A 22,240-nucleotide genomic window follows, 5' to 3' on the forward strand; every position below is an offset into this window, starting at 1 on the left:
TTCTTTCCATAAAAATGCCCTCAAATAGTGTCTAACTTTTTGGGGGCAGTTCATTAGAGACAGCCTCTTTTTTTTATGAATTAATATCTATTTTATAAAAGCTTAGTTGGCTTTTAGTAATTTCTCCAAATATTCAATCTTATCTTTTTCTGCTTGAACTAATCGTTCATAAAGCTCAACAACTTTATTCAGCAGGAACAGGACTCGAACCTGTGTCCGCCGCGGTGGATATGAGCCCGTTAAGCTGTTAGAATTTAAAATAAAAAAAACACCAGCTTTTTCAAGTGGTGTTTTACTTAGTAGCCCCAACGGGACAATTCTCGAACCATTTTCAAAATGACTTGAAAAAATTAAATTTAAGCCAAGCTTGATTTTTTATAAAATTTTGTTCTTAACCAGAAACTAGCTTTCACTAATAATATTAATGCAGGTACTTCTATTAAAGGACCTATCACACCTACAAATGCCTGCGGAGACTGCAGTCCGAATACCGCTATGGCTACCGCAATTCCCAGTTCGAAATTATTCCCTGTTGCGGTAAAAGCTATTGATATATTCTTTTCGTATGGAATTTTAAGAGATTTATTTAAAAAGAAGCTAATGAAAAACATTGCCGTAAAGTAAATCACAAGCGGTAAGGCAATCTTTATAACATCCATTGGAAGTTCCACAATTTTATCACCTTTCAAGCTGAACATTAAAACGACCGTAAACAGTAAAGCATATAAGGTAATCGGTGAAATTTTAGCAATAAACTTTCTATTGTACCAGTCCCTTCCTTTTAATTTTACAAGTGAGTAACGGCTCATAAATCCTGCAAGGAAAGGAATTCCCAGATAAATAAGAACACTTTTTGAAACCTCCCATATTGAAACTTGAATATTGAAGTCTGCCAGCCCTAACCTTTGCGGAAGTATATTAATAAACAGCCATACAAAAAAACTATATGTCAGCATCTGGAAAATGCTGTTTAAAGCAACCAATAAAGCTGCGTATTCTCTATTGCCGCCTGCTAAATCATTCCAGACAATAACCATAGCAATGCATCGCGCCAGACCAATTAAAATTAAGCCAGCCATATAATCTGGCTCATCCCTTAAAAACAAGACAGCAAGCGAAAACATTAAAACTGTGCCAATAATCCAGTTTAGAAGAAGCGAAATTCCTATCGCCTTTTTGTCTTTTAAAGCTTGGGGAAGGAGGGTGTAATCTACTTTTGCCAATGGTGGGTACATCATTAGAATAAGCCCAGAAGCTAAAAGAATATTTGTCGACCCTGATGAGAGTGAATTTATGGCATCTGGAAAGACTGGAAAAAAATGCCCCAGCAGTATACCCAAGCCCATGGCAAGAAATATCCACAATGTAAGATATCGGTCAAGAAACTTTAATTTTGGCTTCATTGGTTGCAGCTGTTGATTTGTGAAAAGACATAAAACATTTCAGCTGCGATTTCAAGACTTCTTTCTGCATAGATCTTTGTCTGAATAGGAGTTGAATCCGATAGTTTAGGATCTTCGTAAGTAATTGGAATCCTTTTTTCTGCTCCTGCAATAAAGGGGCATCCGCCATCTGCCTGCGAGCAGGTCATCACGGCAGCAAAATCCGATGCAGGATTGAAAGGGCTGTCATATTTTTTAGAAAACCCAATTATTGGTAATGCATTGGGGCTGTATTTTACTGCATATATGGAATTGCTGCCTTCATTGATTTTTAAAATTTCAAACCCCTGTCCAGCTAAAGTCTCTGCCACTTTTGGGAAAAGCGCAGTTTCTTCCGTGCCCCCTGAATAGCAGTATACAGCTGGTATGCTGAAATGTGAAGCAGCAGTCTGAGCCCAGATCTGAGACAAATGGCTTCTTCTGGAATTATGTGTGCAGATGAAGTTGATATTCGCCTTATCTCCGCTTTTAACCTTATCCTTTATATATTCAATGAGAGGACTCAAAATCGATTTTCGTTCTTCGCTTATGCCATTAAAGTTTAGATGTTCAATCGTTTTTATTAATTTTAGATGCATGTTTTTTATGTTAAGATTAATCTATTCCTATAATGCTGCTGCGTCGCTCCATTATGACGTTGTCTTTCCACACGCCATTTTTCTTTCCTATTTTCTCACGAAATCCCACAAGTCTGAATCCGCATTTTTCATGCAGTTTAATGCTTCCTAGATTTTCAGAAAATATGCTGGACTGTAAAGTCCAGATTCCATGTTTTTCGCTCTGGCTGATAAGTTCTTTCAGCAGGATGCTTCCAATGCCTTTGCCTCTCTGATCCTCTGCAATATAAATGCTTACTTCTGCCACACCTGCATAGGCACACCTGCCAGATACTGGGGTCAATGCCGTCCATCCTTTCATAATCCCATCTTGGAAGATGCTTATTCTGCAGAAGGGCAGGTGGGAGCTGTCCCACTCTTCCCACTGCGGTGAGACGTTCTGAAAAGTTGCTGAATTTGTTGCCAGACCTTGGCTGTAGATTTCCTTCGCCTGAGAAAAATTTTTATCGGTAATAGTATTGAATTCCATGACAGCAAAAGTTTAACAGCATCCTGATTCAGGAGTGCAGCACGAGTTGTTGGATTCAGTAGGTAAGGTTTTAAATTTTTCCTGCGGTATGCCGCAGGCCTCATTCGCCAGACACGCGGTTTTCTTATTTTTCAGGATAAAAACTTCTCCATTAAAGTCCAGATCATATTTGCCGATGGTGTCATTCTGGTATTCCACTTCAATTTCTGAGTCTTCAATCCCCAGTTTTTCTTCGGAAAGGCTGATAATATTTAGCAGTTTTGCTGGCTTTAGTCGGTGCTCAAAGTCATCAGCATTCCATAACTGAAAGTTAACCGCTTTTTCATTTCTGATTGTTCCCCCGCAGTCAATGAAGTGTTTGGTTACAATGCCTATTTCCGTAACATGAAAATATTCAGGCACAAATGTGCCGTTTTCCAATTGAAATTCCACATTCTGCAATGTTGGAAGCAGCTCTTTAATTTTTGATAGTTTCATAGTTTTTTTATTATTGTTATATAGTAATATTGCGATATTTGATGGCAAATTTTTTTAGCAGCATTTTTGATTTGCCACTGTCGAAATTATATTTGCAAAATATTCTTTTAGTAGGCTGAAAGTCTCTTCATTAATGCAGTAGCATATCGAAGTTCCTTCAATACTGCCCTTGATCAGCCCTGCGTTTTTCAGCTCTTTCAAATGTTGGGAAATGGTAGGCTGGGCTAATGGCAGTTCATCTACAATGTCACTGCAGATACAGGCATTGACCTTTAGCAGATATTCTATTATAGCAATTCTTGCAGGATGTCCCAATGCTTTTGCAATTATAGCAATCTTGTTTTGCTGGTCTGTAAAGTGATCTGTTTTTGTTGCTCCCATTTCATTTTATTTTTATATTGCAATATTACGATTAATAATTTGTTGAAAAAAATATTTGAAGAAATATTTCGGTTCTTATTATGGAATGCTATCATTTACCAGAACGGGACTCGAACCGATATTGCCTGTAAATGCTGGATTTTTTCTATATTTAAAAAAGTATGATGTCTTTATCGAACCACAAAAAAGCCTGAGAAATATATACTTCTCAGGCTTTGCATAATTTCTGGAGCCCTAACAGTACAATTCTCGAACCATTTTACTGATGATTTAAAAATTTTGAATCCAATAATTCAGAGCTATAGATTGTAAATATTATTTTTTATAAAAAAAGAATTAATAATTTTAGAAATAATTTGCAATTAATTGATTTAAGTCCATTGCGATATAACCGTTAGGAATTTTTGGGTTCATTCTTTGTAATCTATTAATTGCTTGTTGTACGAGATGGGGTTGAAATATAAAAATATAATCTGTATTTATATCTACACTAGTGCCGAGAGCTAAATAAGACCCCGCTACTTTTTCAAGAAGTACTGTCCTGTTAAGATTAGCTAAGTTTTTATAATTAAATCTTAATTCAACTAATAACATTTGCTTGGTTTTAGCATCAGAAATGGCAAATGTACAATCCATAGTTCTATTTTGATTTCTATTTTCACTTTTTGCATTAATTATTTCAACGCAATCTAGATCTAAAACCGTAATATTATTGAAGATTGTTGGTAGTGATGTTAAATTGTCATCTTCATTTAAAATTATCTGATTAAAATCTTTTACACAACATGTATGTGTTTTAGATACTATATGATTTTCAGTTTCAGTTTTGTTGTACTTCATTAAATGCCATATTGATTGATTCTATCGATGGCAATATTGAATGATTCAAAAATAGGATCGATGTTTTTTTCTAAGAAAGTATAATTATATACAAATGAATTTTCTTGTCTATTTGCTAGATAAAAATTTACATCTTCTAATTTACCCTCTTTTTCCGATATATATCTGATTGCACTTACCATATCAGGATTATGGCTTGCAAGGAAAAATTTTACACCAAAATGTTTATTTAGTAGAACAATTATTCTCGCATATTCGATAATCCACTGTGGATGAAGATTTGATTCTGGCTCGTCTATTATTAGGAGTGTCTTTTCATTCAAATGACCGTTTTTTAATAACAATTGCAAAATTGAAAAAGCTTTAATACCTGTAGCGACGTCTAATAAATTAAATATTGCACCGTCGATTCTTTTAAATTTGAAATCGTCAGCCATAAATATGCCTTCATCATATTCAACATCACCTTTTATAATTTGTTTACTAATTATGTCGCTAATACTATTATTATTACTATCGTTGTTGTCTAACAATAGTTCATTTAAATCATCCCAGTATTCATTATGTGAATCCTGAATGGAAAGCATCATTGGTGTATCAATATAGATTGCTTTATCGATTGTAAATGGTATAGACATATTAGATTTTTCTAAAGACACAATAATGTCTTCAAACTCATAAACTTCAAATTTTCTAGGTAATTTACTATCGGCAAAAACTTTTTGTAGTTCCTCTGTAAAAATAGAAGTTGGTCTAGAATCAATTTTTCCTTTAGCCTCTTTAAACTTATCCCTCACAAGTTGTTTAACATTAGCGAAGGCTTCTCTATGATCAAGACTTTGATTATCTTCTCTTAATACTTCTTTAATTATTCTCTTTAATCTATTTAATCTAGGCGATCCAATAGATCCTTCATTTTTTGAAGAAATCTCATCTTCAATTTTAGAATAATTAGAATATAGATACTCCACTTTATCAATTAAAGATATCCATTTATCAACTTCTTCATTTAAAAAATCGCTGTAATATAAGTTTCTTCTTAATTCTTCAATTTCTTTTCGATAGTCTTCTCTAATTTTTCTGTCTTTTTGGGAATAAACTACTTCCTGTTGAAAAATTTCTAAAAAGCGGAGAACATCTCTTAAATTTGAATTCAGTTTTTGCTTAACAAGGGAATCATAATTAGAGGCAGTTTTAAAAAGAAAATATAAAAGTTTAGAAAGTGTGCTTTTGCCGCATCCATTTTCTCCTGCCACTAAAGTTATACCGTCAATAATTATATCAGCATCATTAACAGCTCTAAATTTCTCGGTTTTTACTCTTAGATTAGAAATCATAGTGCGATTTAGGTAAAATTGTATATTATTAAACAAAAGTAGATAAAAAAATACTATACTCAACAGTGGTTGTCAAGAATACGGATTTTGTTTTGAAAATTGAGTATGTTTAATTTTAAATTCAGATTAAATTAGAAACAGCCTTTCACATTTATGTATTTTTTTAAAAAGTTGTTTGACTTCTAATACAAAAAAACGAATATCTTAAAAAAGCATACTTGCAATATCATATTTATGCCACATAAAGATAAAAGTTAATTGAAACTTAGCAAAGCTTTATTTTAAATTTATTAGTATTTTACAAGAGTAGATTTTTTGTTTCTAAGTGTAATATTATAATTGTCGCGTTGATATTGTCGATTAAAGAAGAATCAAAAAAATAAATTGCTCCTTTCAATTTGAAACTGTAGTGTAAATTAAAAAAACTTAAGTCACAACTAAATCATCGATATTCATATTTTCTGTTTTTAAAAATATCTCTTTACTATCATTTGATATATCATTATAATTTGCTAAAAATCTACGATTTAATATAAAGGATTAATATTTTAGCTTAAGCTTCTCAATTAAAGTTAATGACTCATTTTTTGTCATTCTCAAAGCTAATTCCTCAGCAATCTTATCTAGCTTGGTATCATCAAAGAAGTATAAGTCGTTAAAGATATTCTCGGCAAGTGAAATGATAAACTCATCACAAAAATGTGCTACGCGATTGTAAAATGAGAGTAACTCAGCGTGCTTTAATCTTTCCAAATCTTTAAATTCAATAATTTTAATTTTTAGTTTTTTTAATGAGTCAGAATGTTTAATTAAATTGTTTACTTCTCTTAATTCATTGACTTCGTTATAGCCACTTATTGAACTTAAAATAATATTTTTTGTTTTTAAATAATCTCTTATGCTATCCCATTTGAATAAATCTTTTGTACTGGCATTGTATGAAGCTTCTAAGAGCCTTTTTATGTCAATTTCGAGATTTTTGAAACGATAGACCACTTTCATTTCCGCAATTGCAAGCAATTTTTGCTCCAATAAATCATGGGAAAAGAACCAATTATGTATTTGATTATTTTGTATATGTTCACCACGTAATTTAACTTTAAAACTCTCTTCAAGTTCTTTATTAAGCTGTAATACCAAATCCTCGACAGAATAGCTGTAGGAATCTAGTTTTAAGCTTAAAAAGAAAGTTTCTAAGCTCACTTTATTTAGTTCTCTAGTTTCGTAAATTTCATCTTTATTCATCTTTATTTATAAATTTAAGGTTGTGCTATGTGCTAAGTAGGATTATTCAAATTTTGAAATTATTGTGTTGAAAAGTAATCAGATTTTATTCAGGAAGATCTTAAGCTTTTAAAATGATAATTAGAACAGAACAATAATTAAATTATAATGAAGATAAATGAGAATACAATGTTTGTATTTTCTGTTTTTTTTCTTCTGTATCGGCTTTATTTAGCATTCGCTGATATAGATTTGTTTCAAGGTAATGTGTCTTTTCACCATGATAGTAATAGTCCGTGATAAAATCAATCGATAATTCAAATATTCCTTGATTCACAAGAAAGAATTCAGGTTGGAAAATAATAATTGTATCATCCTGCGAATTATCATCATATTTTACAAATTGCTCTTTAAAGTTGCCAGGAATATGATTTATATGCTCGATGTATTTGTATAGAGGTTCTAAAATTCTAATTTGGAATAGCGAATTACTATGATTTCTTAAGATCATAGTTTCCACAGTTTTTTGATAAATCAGTGATAATTTATGTGTGCGTGGTGAGCTTACATTATTTAAAGATAGATAAGCTTTACAAAATACTTCAATATAGAATAACATATTATGAAATAAAGCTGGTGCTAATTCACTTAGGTATCCAAAAGCATATCGATCAACATCATAAATATTTTCATTTTTCATGATTTCAATTGATTTTTCCAATAATAATGATAGGACGGTGTATTGATTAATACAAGCATTTACAGCATTATTTTTTGTAGATTTATTTTTTGCAATTAGACCAAAAGTGCTAATCCAAACATATTCAAATTCACTTTCAGCGATATGTAAATTTCGTATTCTATCGAAATAGTAATACGTTTCAATAAATTCGTTATAATCAATATTTAATGAAGTAAGTAGATCAATAAATAGACTTCTTTCCGAAAACTTAAATTGATTTGCAAACAATTGTCCTTCGGTAAATCTTTGTATTAAATTATTTAATTGAGTGTTATTGGAAACTATGATGAAATCGTCAATGTTATGTCTCATTTTTTTATTTACTTTATCTGTACTTGTAGATATTATTTACTGTGTTTTCGATTTTTTATATCGGTGAATTATCTAAAAAAGAAATTAACAATTCTTTGCTTTCAAAATTATTTTCATCGTTTAATAAATGATAAAACAAATTAATAATTTCACCTTGAAAAATTGCAAGTTTTGAATAATCAACAAAGATTCTAATTGATTTGTGAGTCATTTTATGTCTTATCTGATACATGTCGTCTAAAATTTCTTTAAAATTTAATTTTTCTGAATATCGATGTTCAAAAGAATACTCTAAAAAACGTTTTTTGCATTTATGTTCCATTTTGTACTTTTCATCATCTAGCAAAAAAATACTTTCAATAATCATAATAAATTGAGAAACTCTTAAATGCAAGTCAGTTTCAGATATGCATTTAGAGAAAAATATAATTGATTTTTTTACCAGTCTTTCAAGGTTTGAATCAAATTTTGGATCTAGCAATTTTGCAAATTCCTCGAAGAAAGGTTTGAACGCAATTACAAGTTCAGAATGAAATGGTAATTGACTACGATTTATCTTAGTATTTATTGAAAAATTATTATCGTCGTTATTTTCAAATCTTAAGAAATCATATGAAAATGGTATTCTGCTTTCCAGATCTAAGTAACATAATTCTGTTGGGAAATGCACAGTAGGACTAAAGCATTTTAATATATCTACAACTAAGCAGGCATTTTCATAGGCTATACTTTCTGCTTTTTTATTTTCAGCAAAAACTTTTGATTCAACAAAAACTTGTCCTTGATACTTCCTATATACGTCATCAAAATTCTTTTCTGAGTATTCCTTATCTTTAGATTTTTTTTTATAGAGTTCATCGAAATATTCTTTTGAAAAAAACATTATTCGAGATTCGCCAATATGAAAATTTTCCTCAATATCAATGTTTAGAAGCGGAAAGTAATAGGTATAATTTTTTACGTCCTTTAAAAGAATATTTTCTATGTAAGTAAATATATCAATTGTTGATATTTTAGATATATAAATATCAACGATCCATTTCAATATTTTCTCCTTTAAGTATTCAATAGAAACTTTCGAATGTACATTATTCCATTCCGAAATTTCATAAACTAATTTATAAAAATCCTTATAATCACTTTCTTGAAACCCATATTTTAAATTTTTAATCATAATATAGATTTTTAAATCTGATAAATCTGAAAATTTCTGAGTTACAACTACAGGGGTTTCAATATAATTATCAGATAAATCGATGAAACCTAGATGTGATGAAGAACCTTTCCACGTATCAAAATGAGTTTTATTGCTCTCATTCTCTACTGTTATTATTTTCTCCACAAAACTGAATAGCTGTAATTTTATGTTATCTTCATTCATGACTTGACTTTTTTAATTATTAAACTTATCTCTGAAATATTAATTATTAGTAAAATTTTGAAACTTATTCAAAGGTAGAATTTTGCTACGCAGTTATTCTGCGCAGAGGGATTTCCATCTTGAATAAATGTTTACTCTTACAAAACATCAATTTCTTTAACAATTAGTTTAAAGGTAAATTTTCGTAATTACGGTTTTCCATAATGATCATATCTGAGTAATTTATTTATTTGTTGATGAATCTCTTTGATTCGAAAACTTTAAAAATATAAATTTATGCAAAGTATTTATTCAATTAAACGCGGGCCAAAACCCAAAACCGATGAAGGGAAGGATGATAAAAGAAGGAGAGTTAATCCTCCTAATAAAGAAAAACATCCAGATTTAAAACCACACAAGCATAAGCCTAAAGATTAAAGTACAATCCCATCTTTATTGATGGGATTTTAATAAGTCGTAATTAGATAATAATTTATAGAAAACAAGTATAAATACTCATTAAATTTTCTGAGAAATTTCTTTTCTTGCTTTTACTATTTTATTACATGAGATCTGCCAAAACAAAAATGTATTGATAAATTGACTATGCTTTTTAGCTTATTAATAGTATATTAGCTCAAAGGCATTAAATTTCCCATATATAAACAATAAGTAAATAATTTAATGAGTGGTCTATTTTTAAACTTTTATCAAATATCAATCTCTACGAATGCAGGGATATCTTATATTCATTCTCTCAGCTATAAGGATTATTCTTCAAGGGAAGCATTTGACAAATTAAAGGTTCAATTTCCAGACCTTTCATTTTATAGAGATAATGATAAAATTTTAATTTGGAAAAATAATCAAGAAGCAGTATTTCCAAATGGCACTTATCTTGTAGATATTGACTTCATTGAGAAGCCAAAAGTGCTGTCTAAAATTTTAGAACGGACAATTATTGGCTTGGTTGAATCCAAAGGATATAAACTATTTAAAAATAAGCATTCAAATTCATGGGAAATTATTTCTCCTAAGGATGTCCTTAAGGGAGAGTTCGAGGGGTTAATGGTTAACAGGATAGTGCATTTTAACCCGTGTTTTTTTTATAAAGAGGACACGCTTTTGCTTGGTTTTACTTTATCCACATCATTAAAGAATTCATTTACTTGGAATCGAATTGAATTTGAAAAACGAGGTATTGATGTTAAAGGATTAAAAGGAGATGAAGAAAGGATTTTTGCAAATAAGCAATCTTTAAAACGTTTTTTAGAAACCAAAGGACTTTCAATTAAATATGATAAAATTATATCTATTGAAAATAGCAACACTAAAACATTTTCAATAATAGATGCTTTTTATAACTGGCTTCTTAAAAATAGAGACGAAATTAATCTTCCATTTGACTTAAATATTGATACAATTTCAAAAAAATATTTGCCATTAGAAAATGATTTGATCAAATCAGAGATGATTACTAAACCTCAAAGATATTTCTATAGTAATCGTAAAAACACCTTGAATCTTAGAAATTATGATCAAATGGTTAAAACATATCAGCCTTATTCACTAGAATTATATCAAAATAAAAATATAAAAATAGGTGTTATTTGTCCATCAGAATATCAAGGGGAAACAGAAGTTTTCATAAAAAAAATAGAAGCTAAACTTAAAGAAGTATTTCATTTTAATTCTTTAAGTTTTTGTTTTAAAATTGTTGACAATACTGATTTACAAAGTTACAAAGACGTATTATATGATAGTTTAATGCTTGGATGTGATTTAATTTATGTAATTGTAAATCAAATGCAAGAAAAATTAAGTCCTAGTTATTCGCCTTATTACGTATGTAAAGCAAAATTTATAGGAAACGGGATTCCTACTCAGGATATTCAAATTGAGACAATAAGACAAAATTTGAATGAATTCACATTGACTAATATTTCTTTAAACTCGTATGCAAAATTAGGAGGAACTGCGTGGACAATTGAGAAGGAGGATAAAGTAAAAGATGAATTAGTTATTGGAATTGGTTCCACTTTATCGGAAAAAGGAGAATTTGTACTAGGAATAGCCCAGGTATTTCATAATGACGGCAGGTATATGACTGGAGATTGTTCTCCCTTATCTACATTCAGCGATTATGCCGAAAATTTAGAGAACCATCTTTTTAGAATGCTAAAACCGTTAGTTGAAGAGATGAATAAATCAGGAACATTTCGTTTGATTTTTCATTTGTTTAAATCCGCAAGTGAGGAATATGAAATAAAAGCAATAAATAGTCTTAAAGAAAAATTAGCAAATTATAATTTTGAATTTGCACTTGTCCATTTGGCTTATGGACATAACTTTCGATTATATAATAATGATGGTAAAAATGATATACTTCAGGGAACTTACATCCAGCTTAGTAAATATTCTGCTTTATTACATTTTGTAGCTAAAAGCGATTTGCCTTTAAAAATTGAATTAGATAAGCGATCGACGTATACCAGCCTATTTTATATTGCTAAGCAGGTATTTTGGTTTTCTCATTTATCACATAGAAGCTATATGCCTTCTAAGAGGACAGTCACAATTATGTATCCTTCTTTAATGGCAAAAATGACCGAAGAACTTAAAAAGGTTGAAGGATGGGATTATGAAAGATTAAAAGCAGTGAGTGAAAAGTTATGGTTTATTTAAGAGAAATTTTGCTAAATAACAGAGAGAAATTAATTCAAATTAAAAATATTGAACTGGCTTCTTACTTATATATTCGTTCGTTTGAAGAATTATTCAATTGTACATTTGATTTAAGTCCTGAAGAAGAAATTGCATTAATCGGTTATAAAAAGGATGAAATTGATAGCTCAGAAGTGATGAAAATTGTTTCGAAGATTCCGATTAAGGGAATTAGCGCTACTTCTAATATATATAAATTTTCGGGTCTTTATTTGTCTGCTAAGAATGAATTGCAAAAACATTTTGAGGAAAAATTTAAACAAAGTGACTGGAAGCAAAAATACTTTCTTAGTATCATAGAGCCATCTTATCAAATAAAATTATATGAAGAAATCAAGGAGGAGAATGATCCTATAGCAATTATTATTAAAACAATTTTAAATGTTGACACAATAACAAACGACAAGCTAAATCTTGCTTTGAAATTTATTTCCTCTTGTAATAATATAGATGTACAATTACAAGTTCTTTTAGAAGATTTAGAGCAGATACTTTTGCAAATTAGATTTACAAATAAAAATGCTGATGAATTAGTAAGAGATGTCTTGAATAATTTTAGTAATGCCATTCAAAAAATAATATCAGGTAGAAGGTTAAATCATGCTGAATTTAAAATTGAGGATGAATATGATGTACAAGATATATTATATGTAATATTAAAATCTGTTTTTCCAAATTTGAGAGAAGAAGATCCTATACCTAAAGTTGGCAAAAAATCCACGAAAATTGATTTAATCATAAGAGAAGAAAAGATTTTGATCGAGGTAAAAATGATAAAACTTAAAGATTCAAATGAAACACATTTTATCGAACAGTTAAAAGTAGATTTTGAATCTTATCATGAATGTCAATGGTTGAGAAAACTATACTGCTTCGTTTATGATCCGTATAAAAAAACTAGAGATATTACAAATTTTAAAGATCTGAATGGAGATAGAATAAAAGGAGGTCATGATTTTAACGTTGAGGTAATTGTTGTTAATTAATTGACAGCTGTTTTTAAAAACACAGTAAAAATTATTAGATACTTTTCACTTAACTTTTTAAATTCCTCGGTAAAACCTCTTTTTCTTCTTCTGTTTAAATTGTTTCGAAACATAGTCATATATTTTCTCCCCACGAAGTAGGATCTCTGCAAGATTTTCTTTTAAATATTCTCTTGATTCAAGATCTTGTAAGTTTTTAGAATTTCTTGAAATAGAATTTTGATGTTTTCTTTCAAATGCAAGAATGTTCATAGCGCAGCTTTCCTGAATTCCTTTTGCACTGAATTCTTTTCCTAAACTGCTTCCGTTGAAAACGGATCTGGTTTTATGGTCAACATAAGTTATTCCGTAAAGTTGTCCTTCTCCGCTCTTTCTTAGTATCATTTGAATGCGTTCTTTTTCTAATATCTTGCATAATTTTTCGGGAGAAATTATGTCTTTGCGAAAGAAAGCCAATTTGATGGCATTTTTTACATATTTTTTACAAGACTCTTTCTGTGCCTCATTAGATTTAAACTTTCCTTCCAAAAATTTTAAGGTGGGTTTGCTGTAAAATTCACTTGCTTTTATCGGTACGCCTATGGGTTTTGAATTCTGGTCAAGTATCTTGTAAAGCAGTCCATTGTTTTTAAAAACTCTCGATTCCGCACTTCCTCTGTCAGCATGAACATTATAAAGGTTTAAAACGGCATTGAGTTCGTGCAGGCTTGAATATTTATAGTCAAATAAAACCTTGTTTAAAACTGAATTGATAGCTTTTCTTGACTCTGCTTTTCCGTATTGGACTCTGCCGACATCTATCGGATTTAATGAGAAGTTTTCTTTCAGTTTTCTTCCTTCTGCTTTTACAAGTCCGAACATTTCTTCAATTTCTTTTCGGGCAGGTTCTGATTTTCTGATTCCCAGTAAATGCAGATCGATTCTTTTTCCGTCTCTCTGAATGTTGTTTGTCACTATATGGCAGTGCGGATGCCCTGCATCATAATGCTGATACACCAGATAAGGCTGTCTGCCGAATCCCAGTTTTTCCATATAGGTGTCTGCAATTTCAGCCAGTTTTTCTTTCGAATGATTCTCCGAGGGATCAAAGTTGAGCGAGATATGAACTGTGTTTCGCTTCGCATTGGTATTGAGTTCTGCGAGTTTTAGGAAGCGGTTTAATTTTGAAGTGAAACTCAGTTTTTCCAATTCCAGCGGATAATTCACGGCACTGATGCATTCAGCTTTTCCGATCTCAACTTTATTTTCGTTGTAATTCAGAATGCCTCTTATGGACGAGCTTGTTTTTATTACTGCAACCATTTTTCTGCGATTTTCTGGGTGTGACCTGAAACCTCCTCCATTTTATCAAAAAGCCTTTCTCTTTGGATTTCGAACAGATAAAGATGTCCTTTGAATTCGGGAACTGTTTTGAGCGTGTTTATCTTTCTGGCAATCTGATTGATATTATTGCCTATTGCCCTTAATTCGGAAGTAAGTATAGCTGTCTCTTCCATCAGTTCGTCTAAAGACTGGTTTCTGTATGTGGCGACAATGGGTTTGTTGAATAAGTGGCTTCTGATGTGGTCACTTAATTTTCGGCAGGTGCTTGCTCTGAATCTTTTTTCGAGTTCGGCATACTCCAAAGGAGTGAATCGCAGTCCCACGATTCGTGTTCTGTTTGAATTTTCTCTTTTCATCATCTTTCATTTTCATTGTTATCAAACTCTTTTCTTTTAAGTTTCTCCACCACCGAGTTCCGAGGCAATAGGTGGCAAGATAGGCGGTTGTTTAACAACCGTTCATCTTGCTGATTGCAGGAACGTGGCAATCTTTTGAGATTTTTAAAAGCAGGCTTCTAATTTAAAGAAAATATTTGAATGTATCATGCGCAAAATATGGTCATGATGGCCGTAGAGTGTTACAACGAAATATTTAAAAAAGAAAAAGGAAAAAAGAAAGCAGTCTTAAATTGGACATCCAGACAGTTGAAGTGCTATAAGTCCCGAAGGGCATTTTTTGAGGAACGAAGAAAAATGTTATGCGCACTTCTCTGGCTGTGTCCAATACCTTGCTTTGCTTTTTTTCTTTTAGAAGTAGTTATTGGAATTCTGAAGTTAAAGCAGTTAGATAGTTATTTATTGAAGTATTGATTAGGTTATGATGTCATTACTAATGGTAAAAGAAATGAATTCCTGCAGGTAACTTTTAAATGATAACAATCGTAATTTGAATGAATTTTTAACTACGCAAAAAGATTGCGCACTACATGAGTAGCTTTGTTCAATAATTAAATAAAAATAAAAAAATATGAGTGATTTTCTAGATTATAGTGCCATTAAACGTAAAATTGAAAGTGAAGTATGTACAGAGCATAATGTCAGTCCTGAATTTATAAAGACAACCAAAGGATTTCAAATTAATTGCTGTTGTGAAGAATTTAAAAAAAAATTACTTGTAAAAACACAAAAGTATGTTGCCGAACAAACAAAGTTAGCTGTTGACAAGATGTTAAAAAAAGCATTTAAAAGATAAATCATCACTGAGTATTTGCCCTAAAAATTTTATATACTTTTAATAGATTTTTTTTGAGAATATTTTGATTAAGCTAGGTAAATTAATATATGCGTAATGCATTTAACAAAACAAGAAAATGGAAACTAACTTTGATAAAATGCAAAAAATTGCAGGAATTAATAAGACTTTAAATCAGTTTGCTAAACTTGCTAACCCAATTCCAGAAAGTGTAAGGCAAATGATCGAAGCGCACAATAAATTTAAATCTAATATCCCTAGTTTTGACTTTCCTAAAATTGATTTTCAAATTATGCCAATTCCAAATTTTGTTTTACCAAAAATTGAAATTCCAAATTTTGGCAATTTATTTAATGAAGAATTTTTAGAAACATTAAAACAAATTTCTACTATTCCGGAAAGAATTAAAAATAATCCGGAATTACAATTTGGTTTTATTAGCGATTTAGAAATATTAAATTTAAGATCTGCTGCGGAATTCAAGGAATCATTAGCATCTGATTTGACAGATGCCGATATTAAAGAAAAAGAAAAAATTTTGAATGATAATCTAATACCATATTTAGAAAATCATAACCTTGAAAACCTTTGGCTTGGAGCAACTCAAGTTCTTGAATCAGAAAATAATCCTGATAAATTAAGACAATGCTTAATTTCTTTGAGAACTATTTTAGAATATTTAATTGATGAAATATTAGCTCCACTTGAAAAAATAAAAGATGTCGAGATGTTTGAAAGTAATTTTAAAAAATATCATTTGGGAAGACAAAATATCGAATCGATAAAAATTAAAAGAGCACAAAAAATAGAATATTTTACTTCAAAATTTGAATATAAGACGCTTGAAGATTTTACAAAAAATGAAATTCAATATGTTTGTGATTGTTACTCTATTTTATGCAATATCCATCAGCCAGATATTGGATTAACTGAAAATCAAGTTAGAAGCTTAAAAGTAAAGACAGGAATAACAGTTTGGTTATTAGCCTACTTATATGATATTTTAGAAGAATAAAGAATCACAGATTAAATTTAAAAAACATGATAAGACGAGACGATTTTATACGACTAAGATATGAAGTTGAAGAGGCTATAAATGAAGCATTCGATTACGCGAAGAACCATGAAAAAAATCAAAATGACTACATTTTGTTCTTATCTCGTTCTTATTACGATAAAGAAGGTTTTACAAATGGCTTTTCTCCTTGGCATTTTGATCGTTCTTCAGATGAATTGTATGATAGACACAGAGTAGATTTTTTACTTAAATATCTTAACGAGCAATATAATTTTCAAACAGAAAATTCAGCCGATTCAAAATTTACTTTGACCATAGAATTTATGATTTATTGTCAAATTTGGGAGTCAAAACATAACTTGTATAATTTTCAGAAGCTTGCAGATTTATGTGACTCAAAGGATTATAACTGGAATATAGATTTTGGAAGAGATACTAGGTCAAAATTCATTAAAAAAAATATCCTTGATAGTTTTGAAAAGCATAATTTGAAATTATATACTATAATGGAAAAAGCTTATAGTCGCCAATTAAGAAATGCTTTTTCACATTCTCTATTCAATTTTGGGATAAATGGTCATAATTTGTATTTAGAAAATTATGATGGTAGAAGTAACAATATTGAGTTTTTAAGCTATGATGATTGGACAATTCGTTTTTTAACTTCTACACTTATTCAAAATTGTTATCACAACAAGTTTACTGCTGAAATTGAATTATTAGAAGATGGAAAAGAATATGAAGTCATAATGGAATATAATGGAGAAGAGGAATTGGGAATTATGTCATATGACAAAGAACGAAGAAGATTTAATGGACGCATAAAATAACATTATAAAAATCTATTGCAATCGAAAAATATGAATAAAATAGAAATATTAAAACTACGAAACGAAAATCTCAATGAGAAACATTTTCTAAAACTTCCACATGATACACCATATGGGAATTTAAATCTTAAGTGGTTAGATGTTGTAGAGCGATTTGATAGTATTAATGATTTAATTTCAGAGCTGGAAAAGTATTTTAAAATCATCAATATAAAAGATGCGGATGTGGAAACGGCTAATCTTATATCTATTTTTTTTCACAAAGAGAAGTTCGCAATTGAACAAATTTTTTATTGGTTACGTAAATCTGCAGATGAGCTTATTTCATTGTTATATGTTTTGGACTATCATAATTTGAATAACGAATATCCAGTTAAAATAAAAATTGATTGTATCGGATCGCTATTAAGTAGTTCAGATTTTTATATCGACTTTGTCAAAATGTACAATCATTTATTAACCATTTTGAATGAGGTAACTAATGCTTATAAACATTCTTTTCTTAATTCGCAAGTCCATTCTTACCATGGTGCAGACTATCCTATCGCATATGCTTATTCTTTAAAACGTAATAGCACTGTTAATGAGCCACAATTTTATACTGTGGCTATAAATGAGTTTGTAATTGATTATTGTATGTTTCTTAGAGATATAAAAGATTTAATAAAAACTTTTGAACTTGACGATTAGGTAATAAAAAAAGAGACTATATTTAGAGTCTCTTTTTTTTATTTGAATTAATATTTCTTTTATAAAAGCTTATTTAGCTTTTAGTAATTTTTCTAAATATTCAACTTTGTCCTGCTCGGCTTTCAATAATCTTTCGTAAAGTCTTTTATTTTCATCAACAGATTCCATTAATTTATCCAATGGGTTAAAAGTGCATTGGCTATTTAATGACGAGTTATCGTTAAAATTGTTAAAGCTGTTGAAATAATTAATTACACCTTCATCAGAAAAATTTTTAATTGCTTCCACACTTATTCCTAGGGCTTTTGCCACTTCTTTTAATTTTTCATCATCTATTTCTTCACTATTTTCTAATATCGAAACAGTCTGCTGGTTTGTACCCATAGCCTGTGCCAGTGCTTCCTGCTTCATGTCTTTCAGTTCACGGATACGGCTGATTTTGCGCCCCATGTGGTTTGGTTTTGTTAATGTACTCATAGCTCAAAGATAATAATTAAGAATAAAAAAGCGAGATTCATGTATGATACAAAAAATATCATGTACGGTACGGTAAAATTTGATACGGTACGGTACAAGTAATTGCTTACTTGCCTGTGTGTTAAACAAAAATACAATTTTTCAGACAAGTATTAACTAAAATGAGTAAAATTATGAAAGCAATTCAAAACACCGCATCCGATTTAATTTATCGAGTTATTTCGCAGAACATCGATCCGATAGGCATTTACTGTTTTGCAGAGAAGAAGAGCAGTTATACTTTTAATGAGCCTTTTCAAAAGCCTGTTAAAAAAGAAAAGCATGCTCATCTTTATCTTCTGGTCATAGCAGAAGAGTTCGAGGATAATATCGCCAATGATATTACCGATAAGATTAAGGGCAGATCGAAAGGTATGATAACCGTTACTATCCTCATGCACAGCCTGCGAAATATTGTGAAATTATACGGCGATCAGAAGTTTTTCTTATGCAATATTATTAGAAGTTCGCAGGCTCTATTTATTGATGCCGAAAAGCATCCTAAAATTGACATTGATTCTGGGATGCGCCATGTCAAAAGTACCACATTATACGCTGGAGACCGAAGCAGTGTTTCTGCATCGATCTGGGATCTTATTTACAATAATGACCAGTATTTTTCCTATGAAGTCAGAATGAGTTCTCTTCATCAGATCGTAGAGCAGACTTGCCTTTCACTTATAAGGGTATTTCTCGGGTACACGCCTAACCATTTTTCTATGGGCTACTTATTTGAAGTGTGTGAATATTTTACAGGCATAACTTCTGAATACTTCCCTCGAAACAGCAGGGATGAAAAAAATATGTTCAGACTTCTGAAAAAGAATCCGAACACACTTCGATTCAGCAGAAGAAACAGTTCTGATTATCTGTACTATCAGTTGATGGAAGACAGATGCCGTGATTTTATGAGGGAGGCAGAAGCTATGATTCAAAAAGAATTAGAGAGACTTGCGGAAATTCATCAAGATGTGACTTTATCAGCTTAAAAAATGAAGTTATGGAAACTGATGAAATCAAAAAACTGGATAATATCAGGGTATTAAGCGGAAGAATGCTTAATACCCTGAAACCAGCAGACGATAAAAGGGGAATGTACAATGCAGAGATAAGAGTTTATGACTATCAAGAGCTTGCTTGTGTTATAAGAAACCTGATGAAGCTCTGTATTATCGCTTTAGATCACGACAGCGCAGAAGTTCCTCCTACGATTGAAAACCAATACATTGATGTGGGACTTATACTGGGAATAGCTCTTCAGTTATTTCCAGTTGACGAATTTGAATTTTTAAATGAGATTAATGATCTGTTTTCAGAAAATAAAGAAGAAATGAAATAACTAATATTAAGACTTAAAATTATGGAAACTGATAAGATAAAAACATTGGAAGAATTTAAAGATTTTGCATCCTATCATTTTAAACTTTTGAAACCCATTCAGGACAAAGATGGGGAATCAATACGTGAGATAAGATTTTATGGTTATACAGATATGACATGTCTGGGAGTGAATCTTATTAAAATGTGCCTGAATGTGGTTTATTCCGATGAACTTGACAACAGGGATATTTACATAGGTTCGGTTCTGGAGCTTGCTCTTCAGTTGATTCCAAGTGCAGAAATAGAGGTTCTGGATGAAATATACAGAATGCTCAATGAAAAGAGCGAAGATAAATGAACACTAAACTAAATAAGTTTTTCCATAATGATAGAACTATTTTATGTACATATTATGTCCATGACATTGACAGAAAAGCGATTTAACTTTGGGAGAGAATCTGAAAATGGATTGAGTTATGATAGGTAAATTTTACTTATGATCCTCAGTGAATTAGGTTTTATATTTGTATTATCCCCACCATATTTTGATCAGGATAAAATGAAAAAAGTGTTATAACTTTATAGCGATGAATGATTGTGGAACAAAAAAGACCGAGGCTCGGTCTTTTTTTAATGAAGAGGAATTTCAAATGGAGAAAGATGGAAGAGAAGAAAAAGGAAAAATGACAGCAGAAAAGACCAGAAAAATGCTGAAAGATGAAGGAGTGGAAGTAACGCTGGAACAGGCGGTAATGATTTTAGAATTTTTAAGAAAACTGGCAAACATGGCAGTTTCAAACTATTTAAAGAAAAAAGATGAGAAAAATAGCAGACCTATACGTGAGAGTGAGTACCGATGAACAGGCAGACAGGGGCTACTCACAGAGAAATCAGGAAGAAATGCTTCGCAAGTACTGCGATATAAATGCAGTTGAAATAAGACATGTTATTTATGAAGACCATTCGGCAAAGACATTCAACCGCCCGCAGTGGAAGAAACTGCTTGCGGATTTAAAGAAGCATAAGAATAAAAGTGATCTTCTCCTGTTTACAAAATGGGACAGGTTCAGCAGAAATGCAGGAGATGCCTACCAGATGATCAGTATGCTCAGAAAACTGGGAGTTGAGCCTCAGGCTATAGAACAGCCTTTAGATCTTTCAATACCCGAGAACAAAATGATGCTGGCTTTTTATCTGGCTGCTCCCGAGGTGGAGAATGACCGTAGAGCCCTGAATACCTTTCACGGAATGAGAAGAGCTAGAAAAGAGGGAAGATATATGGGAATTGCTCCCATTGGATATGTTAACCGAGTAAAAGAAGACGGTACAAAATATATTGCATTCGACCAGCCAGAAGCCTCTATTTTAAAATGGGCTTTTGAAGAACTTTCCAAAGGAATTTTCAATACGGAACAGGTGCTTCACATGGCAAAAGAAAAGGGGCTTAAAGCAGCCAAGAATCAATTTTGGAGAGCGATCCGCAATCCTCTTTACTGTGGAAAGATAGAAGTTCCTAAATATAAGGATGAGGAACGTACTTTAGTGAGAGGACAGCACGAAGCATTAATTTCGGAAATACTATTTTATAAAGTTCAGGATGTGCTGGACGGGAGATCCCGCAAATATCTTCCAAAAACTCTTTCAGCCAAGCCTTTTCCGCTGAGAGGTTTTTTCATCTGTCCCGACTGCGGAAAAATACTCACTGGTAGCATATCAAAAGGACGACATAAATATTATCCGTATTATCATTGCAGTGCAGGTTGCAGATACAGGATTAATTCGGAAACCGCCAATGAAATATTTATACAAAATCTTAAAAAATATGTGCCAATTCCTGAAATTAAAAATATCTATGCCAATGTCATAGGTGACTGTTATAAAGAAAAGATCAAGGATGTCTTGGAAGAAAAAACTAAAATCATAAGCCAGATCAAAGATTATGAAACCAGAATCTCAAATGCAAGAGATCTTCTCGCAACAAAACAGATAGATGCCTCGGACTACCGAGATATGAAGTCAGATTATGGAGAGATGGTAAGAAGGCTTGAACTGAAATTATCTGGTATCGATGATGAGAATAAAGATATTCAAGAGCTTTTAAAAGCGGGAGTAGAGAACCTGATGAAGCTTAACGAATATTATGAAAACGGCAACTGGATTGAATCGCGAGATTTATTGGGTTCGATTTTTCCTGAGAATTTTACGATCTCAGAAAGCGGGTTTCGAACCGCTAGAGTAAACGAAGTGGTGCATCTCATCTACAGTATTAACAGGCTTATAGGGCTAAATAAAAAAGGGACAAAGAAGAAATTTTCTTCTTTGTCCCAATTAGTAGCGGGAACAGGACTCGAACCTGTGTCCGCCGCAGCGGATATGAGCCTGTTAAGCTGTTAGAATTTAAAATAAAAAAAGCTCCAGATTTCTCTGAAGCTTTTTGTCTG

General features: G+C 31.3%; 25 protein-coding genes and 1 pseudogene. 12 read left to right on the top strand and 14 right to left on the bottom strand.

Features of this window, described 5'->3' with window-relative positions; genetic code table 11:
* Nucleotides 1–102: 102 nt before the first annotated feature.
* From ACODST_RS14760 to ACODST_RS14810, 11 genes and pseudogenes are all read right to left on the bottom strand, one after another.
* Nucleotides 103–192 (bottom strand): annotated as a pseudogene (locus tag ACODST_RS14760) (transcriptional regulator); the annotation flags it as partial.
* Nucleotides 193–356: 164 nt separating this feature from the next.
* On the bottom strand, nt 357–1,403 hold the full coding sequence (gene arsB / locus ACODST_RS14765) for an ACR3 family arsenite efflux transporter (protein ID WP_488932884.1): 1,047 nt from the start codon (nt 1,401–1,403) through the stop codon (nt 357–359).
* The gene (locus ACODST_RS14770) at nt 1,400–2,020 is read right to left on the bottom strand and encodes an arsenate-mycothiol transferase ArsC (RefSeq protein ID WP_488932885.1); all 621 of its coding nucleotides are present in this window, start codon (nt 2,018–2,020) and stop codon (nt 1,400–1,402) included. The genes arsB and ACODST_RS14770 overlap by 4 nt, the downstream gene beginning before the upstream one ends.
* A 16-nt stretch (nt 2,021–2,036) precedes the next feature.
* The gene (locus ACODST_RS14775; RefSeq protein ID WP_488932886.1) at nt 2,037–2,528 is read right to left on the bottom strand and encodes a GNAT family N-acetyltransferase; all 492 of its coding nucleotides are present in this window, start codon (nt 2,526–2,528) and stop codon (nt 2,037–2,039) included.
* Nucleotides 2,529–2,540: 12 nt separating this feature from the next.
* A complete protein-coding gene (locus ACODST_RS14780) occupies nt 2,541–3,005 on the bottom strand; it encodes a DUF6428 family protein (RefSeq protein ID WP_488932887.1) in 465 nt (154 codons plus the stop codon).
* A 54-nt stretch (nt 3,006–3,059) separates the two neighbouring features.
* Nucleotides 3,060–3,386 (bottom strand): ArsR/SmtB family transcription factor, encoded by a 327-nt coding sequence (locus ACODST_RS14785; protein WP_184161282.1) that lies wholly within the window; start codon nt 3,384–3,386, stop codon nt 3,060–3,062.
* A 345-nt stretch (nt 3,387–3,731) separates the two neighbouring features.
* On the bottom strand, nt 3,732–4,226 hold the full coding sequence (locus tag ACODST_RS14790; protein ID WP_488932888.1) for a hypothetical protein: 495 nt from the start codon (nt 4,224–4,226) through the stop codon (nt 3,732–3,734).
* On the bottom strand, nt 4,226–5,563 hold the full coding sequence (locus ACODST_RS14795; RefSeq protein WP_488932889.1) for an AAA family ATPase: 1,338 nt from the start codon (nt 5,561–5,563) through the stop codon (nt 4,226–4,228). The genes ACODST_RS14790 and ACODST_RS14795 overlap by 1 nt, the downstream gene beginning before the upstream one ends.
* Before the next feature lie 540 nt (nt 5,564–6,103).
* Nucleotides 6,104–6,808: a hypothetical protein gene (locus tag ACODST_RS14800; RefSeq protein WP_488932890.1), complete on the bottom strand. Its 705-nt coding sequence runs from the start codon at nt 6,806–6,808 to the stop codon at nt 6,104–6,106.
* A gap of 142 nt (nt 6,809–6,950) precedes the next feature.
* Complete coding sequence (locus ACODST_RS14805; protein WP_488932891.1) at nt 6,951–7,841, bottom strand: hypothetical protein; 891 nt, start codon at nt 7,839–7,841, stop codon at nt 6,951–6,953.
* A 55-nt stretch (nt 7,842–7,896) separates the two neighbouring features.
* Nucleotides 7,897–9,222, bottom strand: a complete 1,326-nt coding sequence (locus ACODST_RS14810) for a hypothetical protein (RefSeq protein ID WP_488932892.1) — start codon at nt 9,220–9,222, stop codon at nt 7,897–7,899.
* Nucleotides 9,223–9,498: 276 nt separating this feature from the next.
* On the opposite strand from ACODST_RS14810, the gene ACODST_RS14815 reads away from it, so the two are divergent.
* The 3 genes from ACODST_RS14815 to ACODST_RS14825 all read left to right on the top strand — a co-directional run bounded on the left by ACODST_RS14815 (nt 9,499) and on the right by ACODST_RS14825 (nt 12,911).
* Nucleotides 9,499–9,639, top strand: a complete 141-nt coding sequence (locus ACODST_RS14815) for a hypothetical protein (protein WP_488932893.1) — start codon at nt 9,499–9,501, stop codon at nt 9,637–9,639.
* A gap of 246 nt (nt 9,640–9,885) precedes the next feature.
* A complete protein-coding gene (locus ACODST_RS14820) occupies nt 9,886–11,886 on the top strand; it encodes a Piwi domain-containing protein (protein ID WP_488932894.1) in 2,001 nt (666 codons plus the stop codon).
* Entirely contained in the window at nt 11,874–12,911 is a 1,038-nt protein-coding gene (locus ACODST_RS14825; protein ID WP_488932895.1) for a PD-(D/E)XK nuclease domain-containing protein, read from the top strand. Before ACODST_RS14820 ends, ACODST_RS14825 begins: the two co-directional genes overlap by 13 nt.
* Nucleotides 12,912–12,968: 57 nt before the next feature.
* Here ACODST_RS14825 and ACODST_RS14830 read toward each other — a convergent pair whose 3' ends face one another.
* Nucleotides 12,969–14,213 (bottom strand): relaxase/mobilization nuclease domain-containing protein, encoded by a 1,245-nt coding sequence (locus tag ACODST_RS14830; RefSeq protein ID WP_488932896.1) that lies wholly within the window; start codon nt 14,211–14,213, stop codon nt 12,969–12,971.
* The gene (locus tag ACODST_RS14835) at nt 14,201–14,593 is read right to left on the bottom strand and encodes a plasmid mobilization protein (RefSeq protein WP_488932897.1); all 393 of its coding nucleotides are present in this window, start codon (nt 14,591–14,593) and stop codon (nt 14,201–14,203) included. Before ACODST_RS14835 ends, ACODST_RS14830 begins: the two co-directional genes overlap by 13 nt.
* Before the next feature lie 607 nt (nt 14,594–15,200).
* On the opposite strand from ACODST_RS14835, the gene ACODST_RS14840 reads away from it, so the two are divergent.
* From ACODST_RS14840 to ACODST_RS14855, 4 genes are all read left to right on the top strand, one after another.
* Nucleotides 15,201–15,425, top strand: coding sequence for a hypothetical protein (locus tag ACODST_RS14840; RefSeq protein WP_488932898.1), 225 nt, complete (start codon nt 15,201–15,203; stop codon nt 15,423–15,425).
* A 118-nt stretch (nt 15,426–15,543) separates the two neighbouring features.
* Nucleotides 15,544–16,440 (top strand): pPIWI-associating nuclease domain-containing protein, encoded by an 897-nt coding sequence (locus tag ACODST_RS14845; protein ID WP_488932899.1) that lies wholly within the window; start codon nt 15,544–15,546, stop codon nt 16,438–16,440.
* 26 nt (nt 16,441–16,466) lie between these two features.
* On the top strand, nt 16,467–17,273 hold the full coding sequence (locus ACODST_RS14850; RefSeq protein ID WP_488932900.1) for a hypothetical protein: 807 nt from the start codon (nt 16,467–16,469) through the stop codon (nt 17,271–17,273).
* Between the two features lie 30 nt (nt 17,274–17,303).
* The gene (locus ACODST_RS14855; protein WP_488932901.1) at nt 17,304–17,963 is read left to right on the top strand and encodes a hypothetical protein; all 660 of its coding nucleotides are present in this window, start codon (nt 17,304–17,306) and stop codon (nt 17,961–17,963) included.
* A 69-nt stretch (nt 17,964–18,032) separates the two neighbouring features.
* Here the strand turns inward: ACODST_RS14855 and ACODST_RS14860 are convergent, their stop codons facing one another.
* Nucleotides 18,033–18,440, bottom strand: coding sequence for a helix-turn-helix domain-containing protein (locus ACODST_RS14860; protein WP_488932902.1), 408 nt, complete (start codon nt 18,438–18,440; stop codon nt 18,033–18,035).
* Nucleotides 18,441–18,613: 173 nt separating this feature from the next.
* On the opposite strand from ACODST_RS14860, the gene ACODST_RS14865 reads away from it, so the two are divergent.
* From ACODST_RS14865 to ACODST_RS14885, 5 genes are all read left to right on the top strand, one after another.
* The gene (locus ACODST_RS14865; RefSeq protein ID WP_488932903.1) at nt 18,614–19,468 is read left to right on the top strand and encodes a hypothetical protein; all 855 of its coding nucleotides are present in this window, start codon (nt 18,614–18,616) and stop codon (nt 19,466–19,468) included.
* 11 nt (nt 19,469–19,479) lie between these two features.
* Nucleotides 19,480–19,818 (top strand): hypothetical protein, encoded by a 339-nt coding sequence (locus tag ACODST_RS14870; protein ID WP_488932904.1) that lies wholly within the window; start codon nt 19,480–19,482, stop codon nt 19,816–19,818.
* Between the two features lie 21 nt (nt 19,819–19,839).
* Nucleotides 19,840–20,157 (top strand): hypothetical protein, encoded by a 318-nt coding sequence (locus ACODST_RS14875; RefSeq protein WP_263524476.1) that lies wholly within the window; start codon nt 19,840–19,842, stop codon nt 20,155–20,157.
* Nucleotides 20,158–20,386: 229 nt separating this feature from the next.
* The gene (locus tag ACODST_RS14880) at nt 20,387–20,659 is read left to right on the top strand and encodes a hypothetical protein (RefSeq protein ID WP_488932905.1); all 273 of its coding nucleotides are present in this window, start codon (nt 20,387–20,389) and stop codon (nt 20,657–20,659) included.
* Nucleotides 20,616–22,193, top strand: coding sequence for a recombinase family protein (locus ACODST_RS14885; protein ID WP_488932906.1), 1,578 nt, complete (start codon nt 20,616–20,618; stop codon nt 22,191–22,193). The genes ACODST_RS14880 and ACODST_RS14885 overlap by 44 nt, the downstream gene beginning before the upstream one ends.
* The last annotated feature ends 47 nt before the right edge of the window (nt 22,194–22,240 follow it).

It is taken from the genome of Flavobacterium sp. FG19 (assembly GCF_057809475.1).

What these genes read in the sequence shown, in the direction of transcription:
- arsB (WP_488932884.1), bottom strand. Translation starts at nt 1,403, where the DNA reads ATGAAGCCAAAATTAAAGTTTCTTGACCGATATCTTACATTGTGGATA.
- ACODST_RS14770 (WP_488932885.1), bottom strand. Translation starts at nt 2,020, where the DNA reads ATGCATCTAAAATTAATAAAAACGATTGAACATCTAAACTTTAATGGC.
- ACODST_RS14775 (WP_488932886.1), bottom strand. Translation starts at nt 2,528, where the DNA reads ATGGAATTCAATACTATTACCGATAAAAATTTTTCTCAGGCGAAGGAA.
- ACODST_RS14780 (WP_488932887.1), bottom strand. Translation starts at nt 3,005, where the DNA reads ATGAAACTATCAAAAATTAAAGAGCTGCTTCCAACATTGCAGAATGTG.
- ACODST_RS14785 (WP_184161282.1), bottom strand. Translation starts at nt 3,386, where the DNA reads ATGGGAGCAACAAAAACAGATCACTTTACAGACCAGCAAAACAAGATT.
- ACODST_RS14790 (WP_488932888.1), bottom strand. Translation starts at nt 4,226, where the DNA reads ATGAAGTACAACAAAACTGAAACTGAAAATCATATAGTATCTAAAACA.
- ACODST_RS14795 (WP_488932889.1), bottom strand. Translation starts at nt 5,563, where the DNA reads ATGATTTCTAATCTAAGAGTAAAAACCGAGAAATTTAGAGCTGTTAAT.
- ACODST_RS14800 (WP_488932890.1), bottom strand. Translation starts at nt 6,808, where the DNA reads ATGAATAAAGATGAAATTTACGAAACTAGAGAACTAAATAAAGTGAGC.
- ACODST_RS14805 (WP_488932891.1), bottom strand. Translation starts at nt 7,841, where the DNA reads ATGAGACATAACATTGACGATTTCATCATAGTTTCCAATAACACTCAA.
- ACODST_RS14810 (WP_488932892.1), bottom strand. Translation starts at nt 9,222, where the DNA reads ATGAATGAAGATAACATAAAATTACAGCTATTCAGTTTTGTGGAGAAA.
- ACODST_RS14815 (WP_488932893.1), top strand. Translation starts at nt 9,499, where the DNA reads ATGCAAAGTATTTATTCAATTAAACGCGGGCCAAAACCCAAAACCGAT.
- ACODST_RS14820 (WP_488932894.1), top strand. Translation starts at nt 9,886, where the DNA reads ATGAGTGGTCTATTTTTAAACTTTTATCAAATATCAATCTCTACGAAT.
- ACODST_RS14825 (WP_488932895.1), top strand. Translation starts at nt 11,874, where the DNA reads ATGGTTTATTTAAGAGAAATTTTGCTAAATAACAGAGAGAAATTAATT.
- ACODST_RS14830 (WP_488932896.1), bottom strand. Translation starts at nt 14,213, where the DNA reads ATGGTTGCAGTAATAAAAACAAGCTCGTCCATAAGAGGCATTCTGAAT.
- ACODST_RS14835 (WP_488932897.1), bottom strand. Translation starts at nt 14,593, where the DNA reads ATGATGAAAAGAGAAAATTCAAACAGAACACGAATCGTGGGACTGCGA.
- ACODST_RS14840 (WP_488932898.1), top strand. Translation starts at nt 15,201, where the DNA reads ATGAGTGATTTTCTAGATTATAGTGCCATTAAACGTAAAATTGAAAGT.
- ACODST_RS14845 (WP_488932899.1), top strand. Translation starts at nt 15,544, where the DNA reads ATGGAAACTAACTTTGATAAAATGCAAAAAATTGCAGGAATTAATAAG.
- ACODST_RS14850 (WP_488932900.1), top strand. Translation starts at nt 16,467, where the DNA reads ATGATAAGACGAGACGATTTTATACGACTAAGATATGAAGTTGAAGAG.
- ACODST_RS14855 (WP_488932901.1), top strand. Translation starts at nt 17,304, where the DNA reads ATGAATAAAATAGAAATATTAAAACTACGAAACGAAAATCTCAATGAG.
- ACODST_RS14860 (WP_488932902.1), bottom strand. Translation starts at nt 18,440, where the DNA reads ATGAGTACATTAACAAAACCAAACCACATGGGGCGCAAAATCAGCCGT.
- ACODST_RS14865 (WP_488932903.1), top strand. Translation starts at nt 18,614, where the DNA reads ATGAAAGCAATTCAAAACACCGCATCCGATTTAATTTATCGAGTTATT.
- ACODST_RS14870 (WP_488932904.1), top strand. Translation starts at nt 19,480, where the DNA reads ATGGAAACTGATGAAATCAAAAAACTGGATAATATCAGGGTATTAAGC.
- ACODST_RS14875 (WP_263524476.1), top strand. Translation starts at nt 19,840, where the DNA reads ATGGAAACTGATAAGATAAAAACATTGGAAGAATTTAAAGATTTTGCA.
- ACODST_RS14880 (WP_488932905.1), top strand. Translation starts at nt 20,387, where the DNA reads ATGAATGATTGTGGAACAAAAAAGACCGAGGCTCGGTCTTTTTTTAAT.
- ACODST_RS14885 (WP_488932906.1), top strand. Translation starts at nt 20,616, where the DNA reads ATGAGAAAAATAGCAGACCTATACGTGAGAGTGAGTACCGATGAACAG.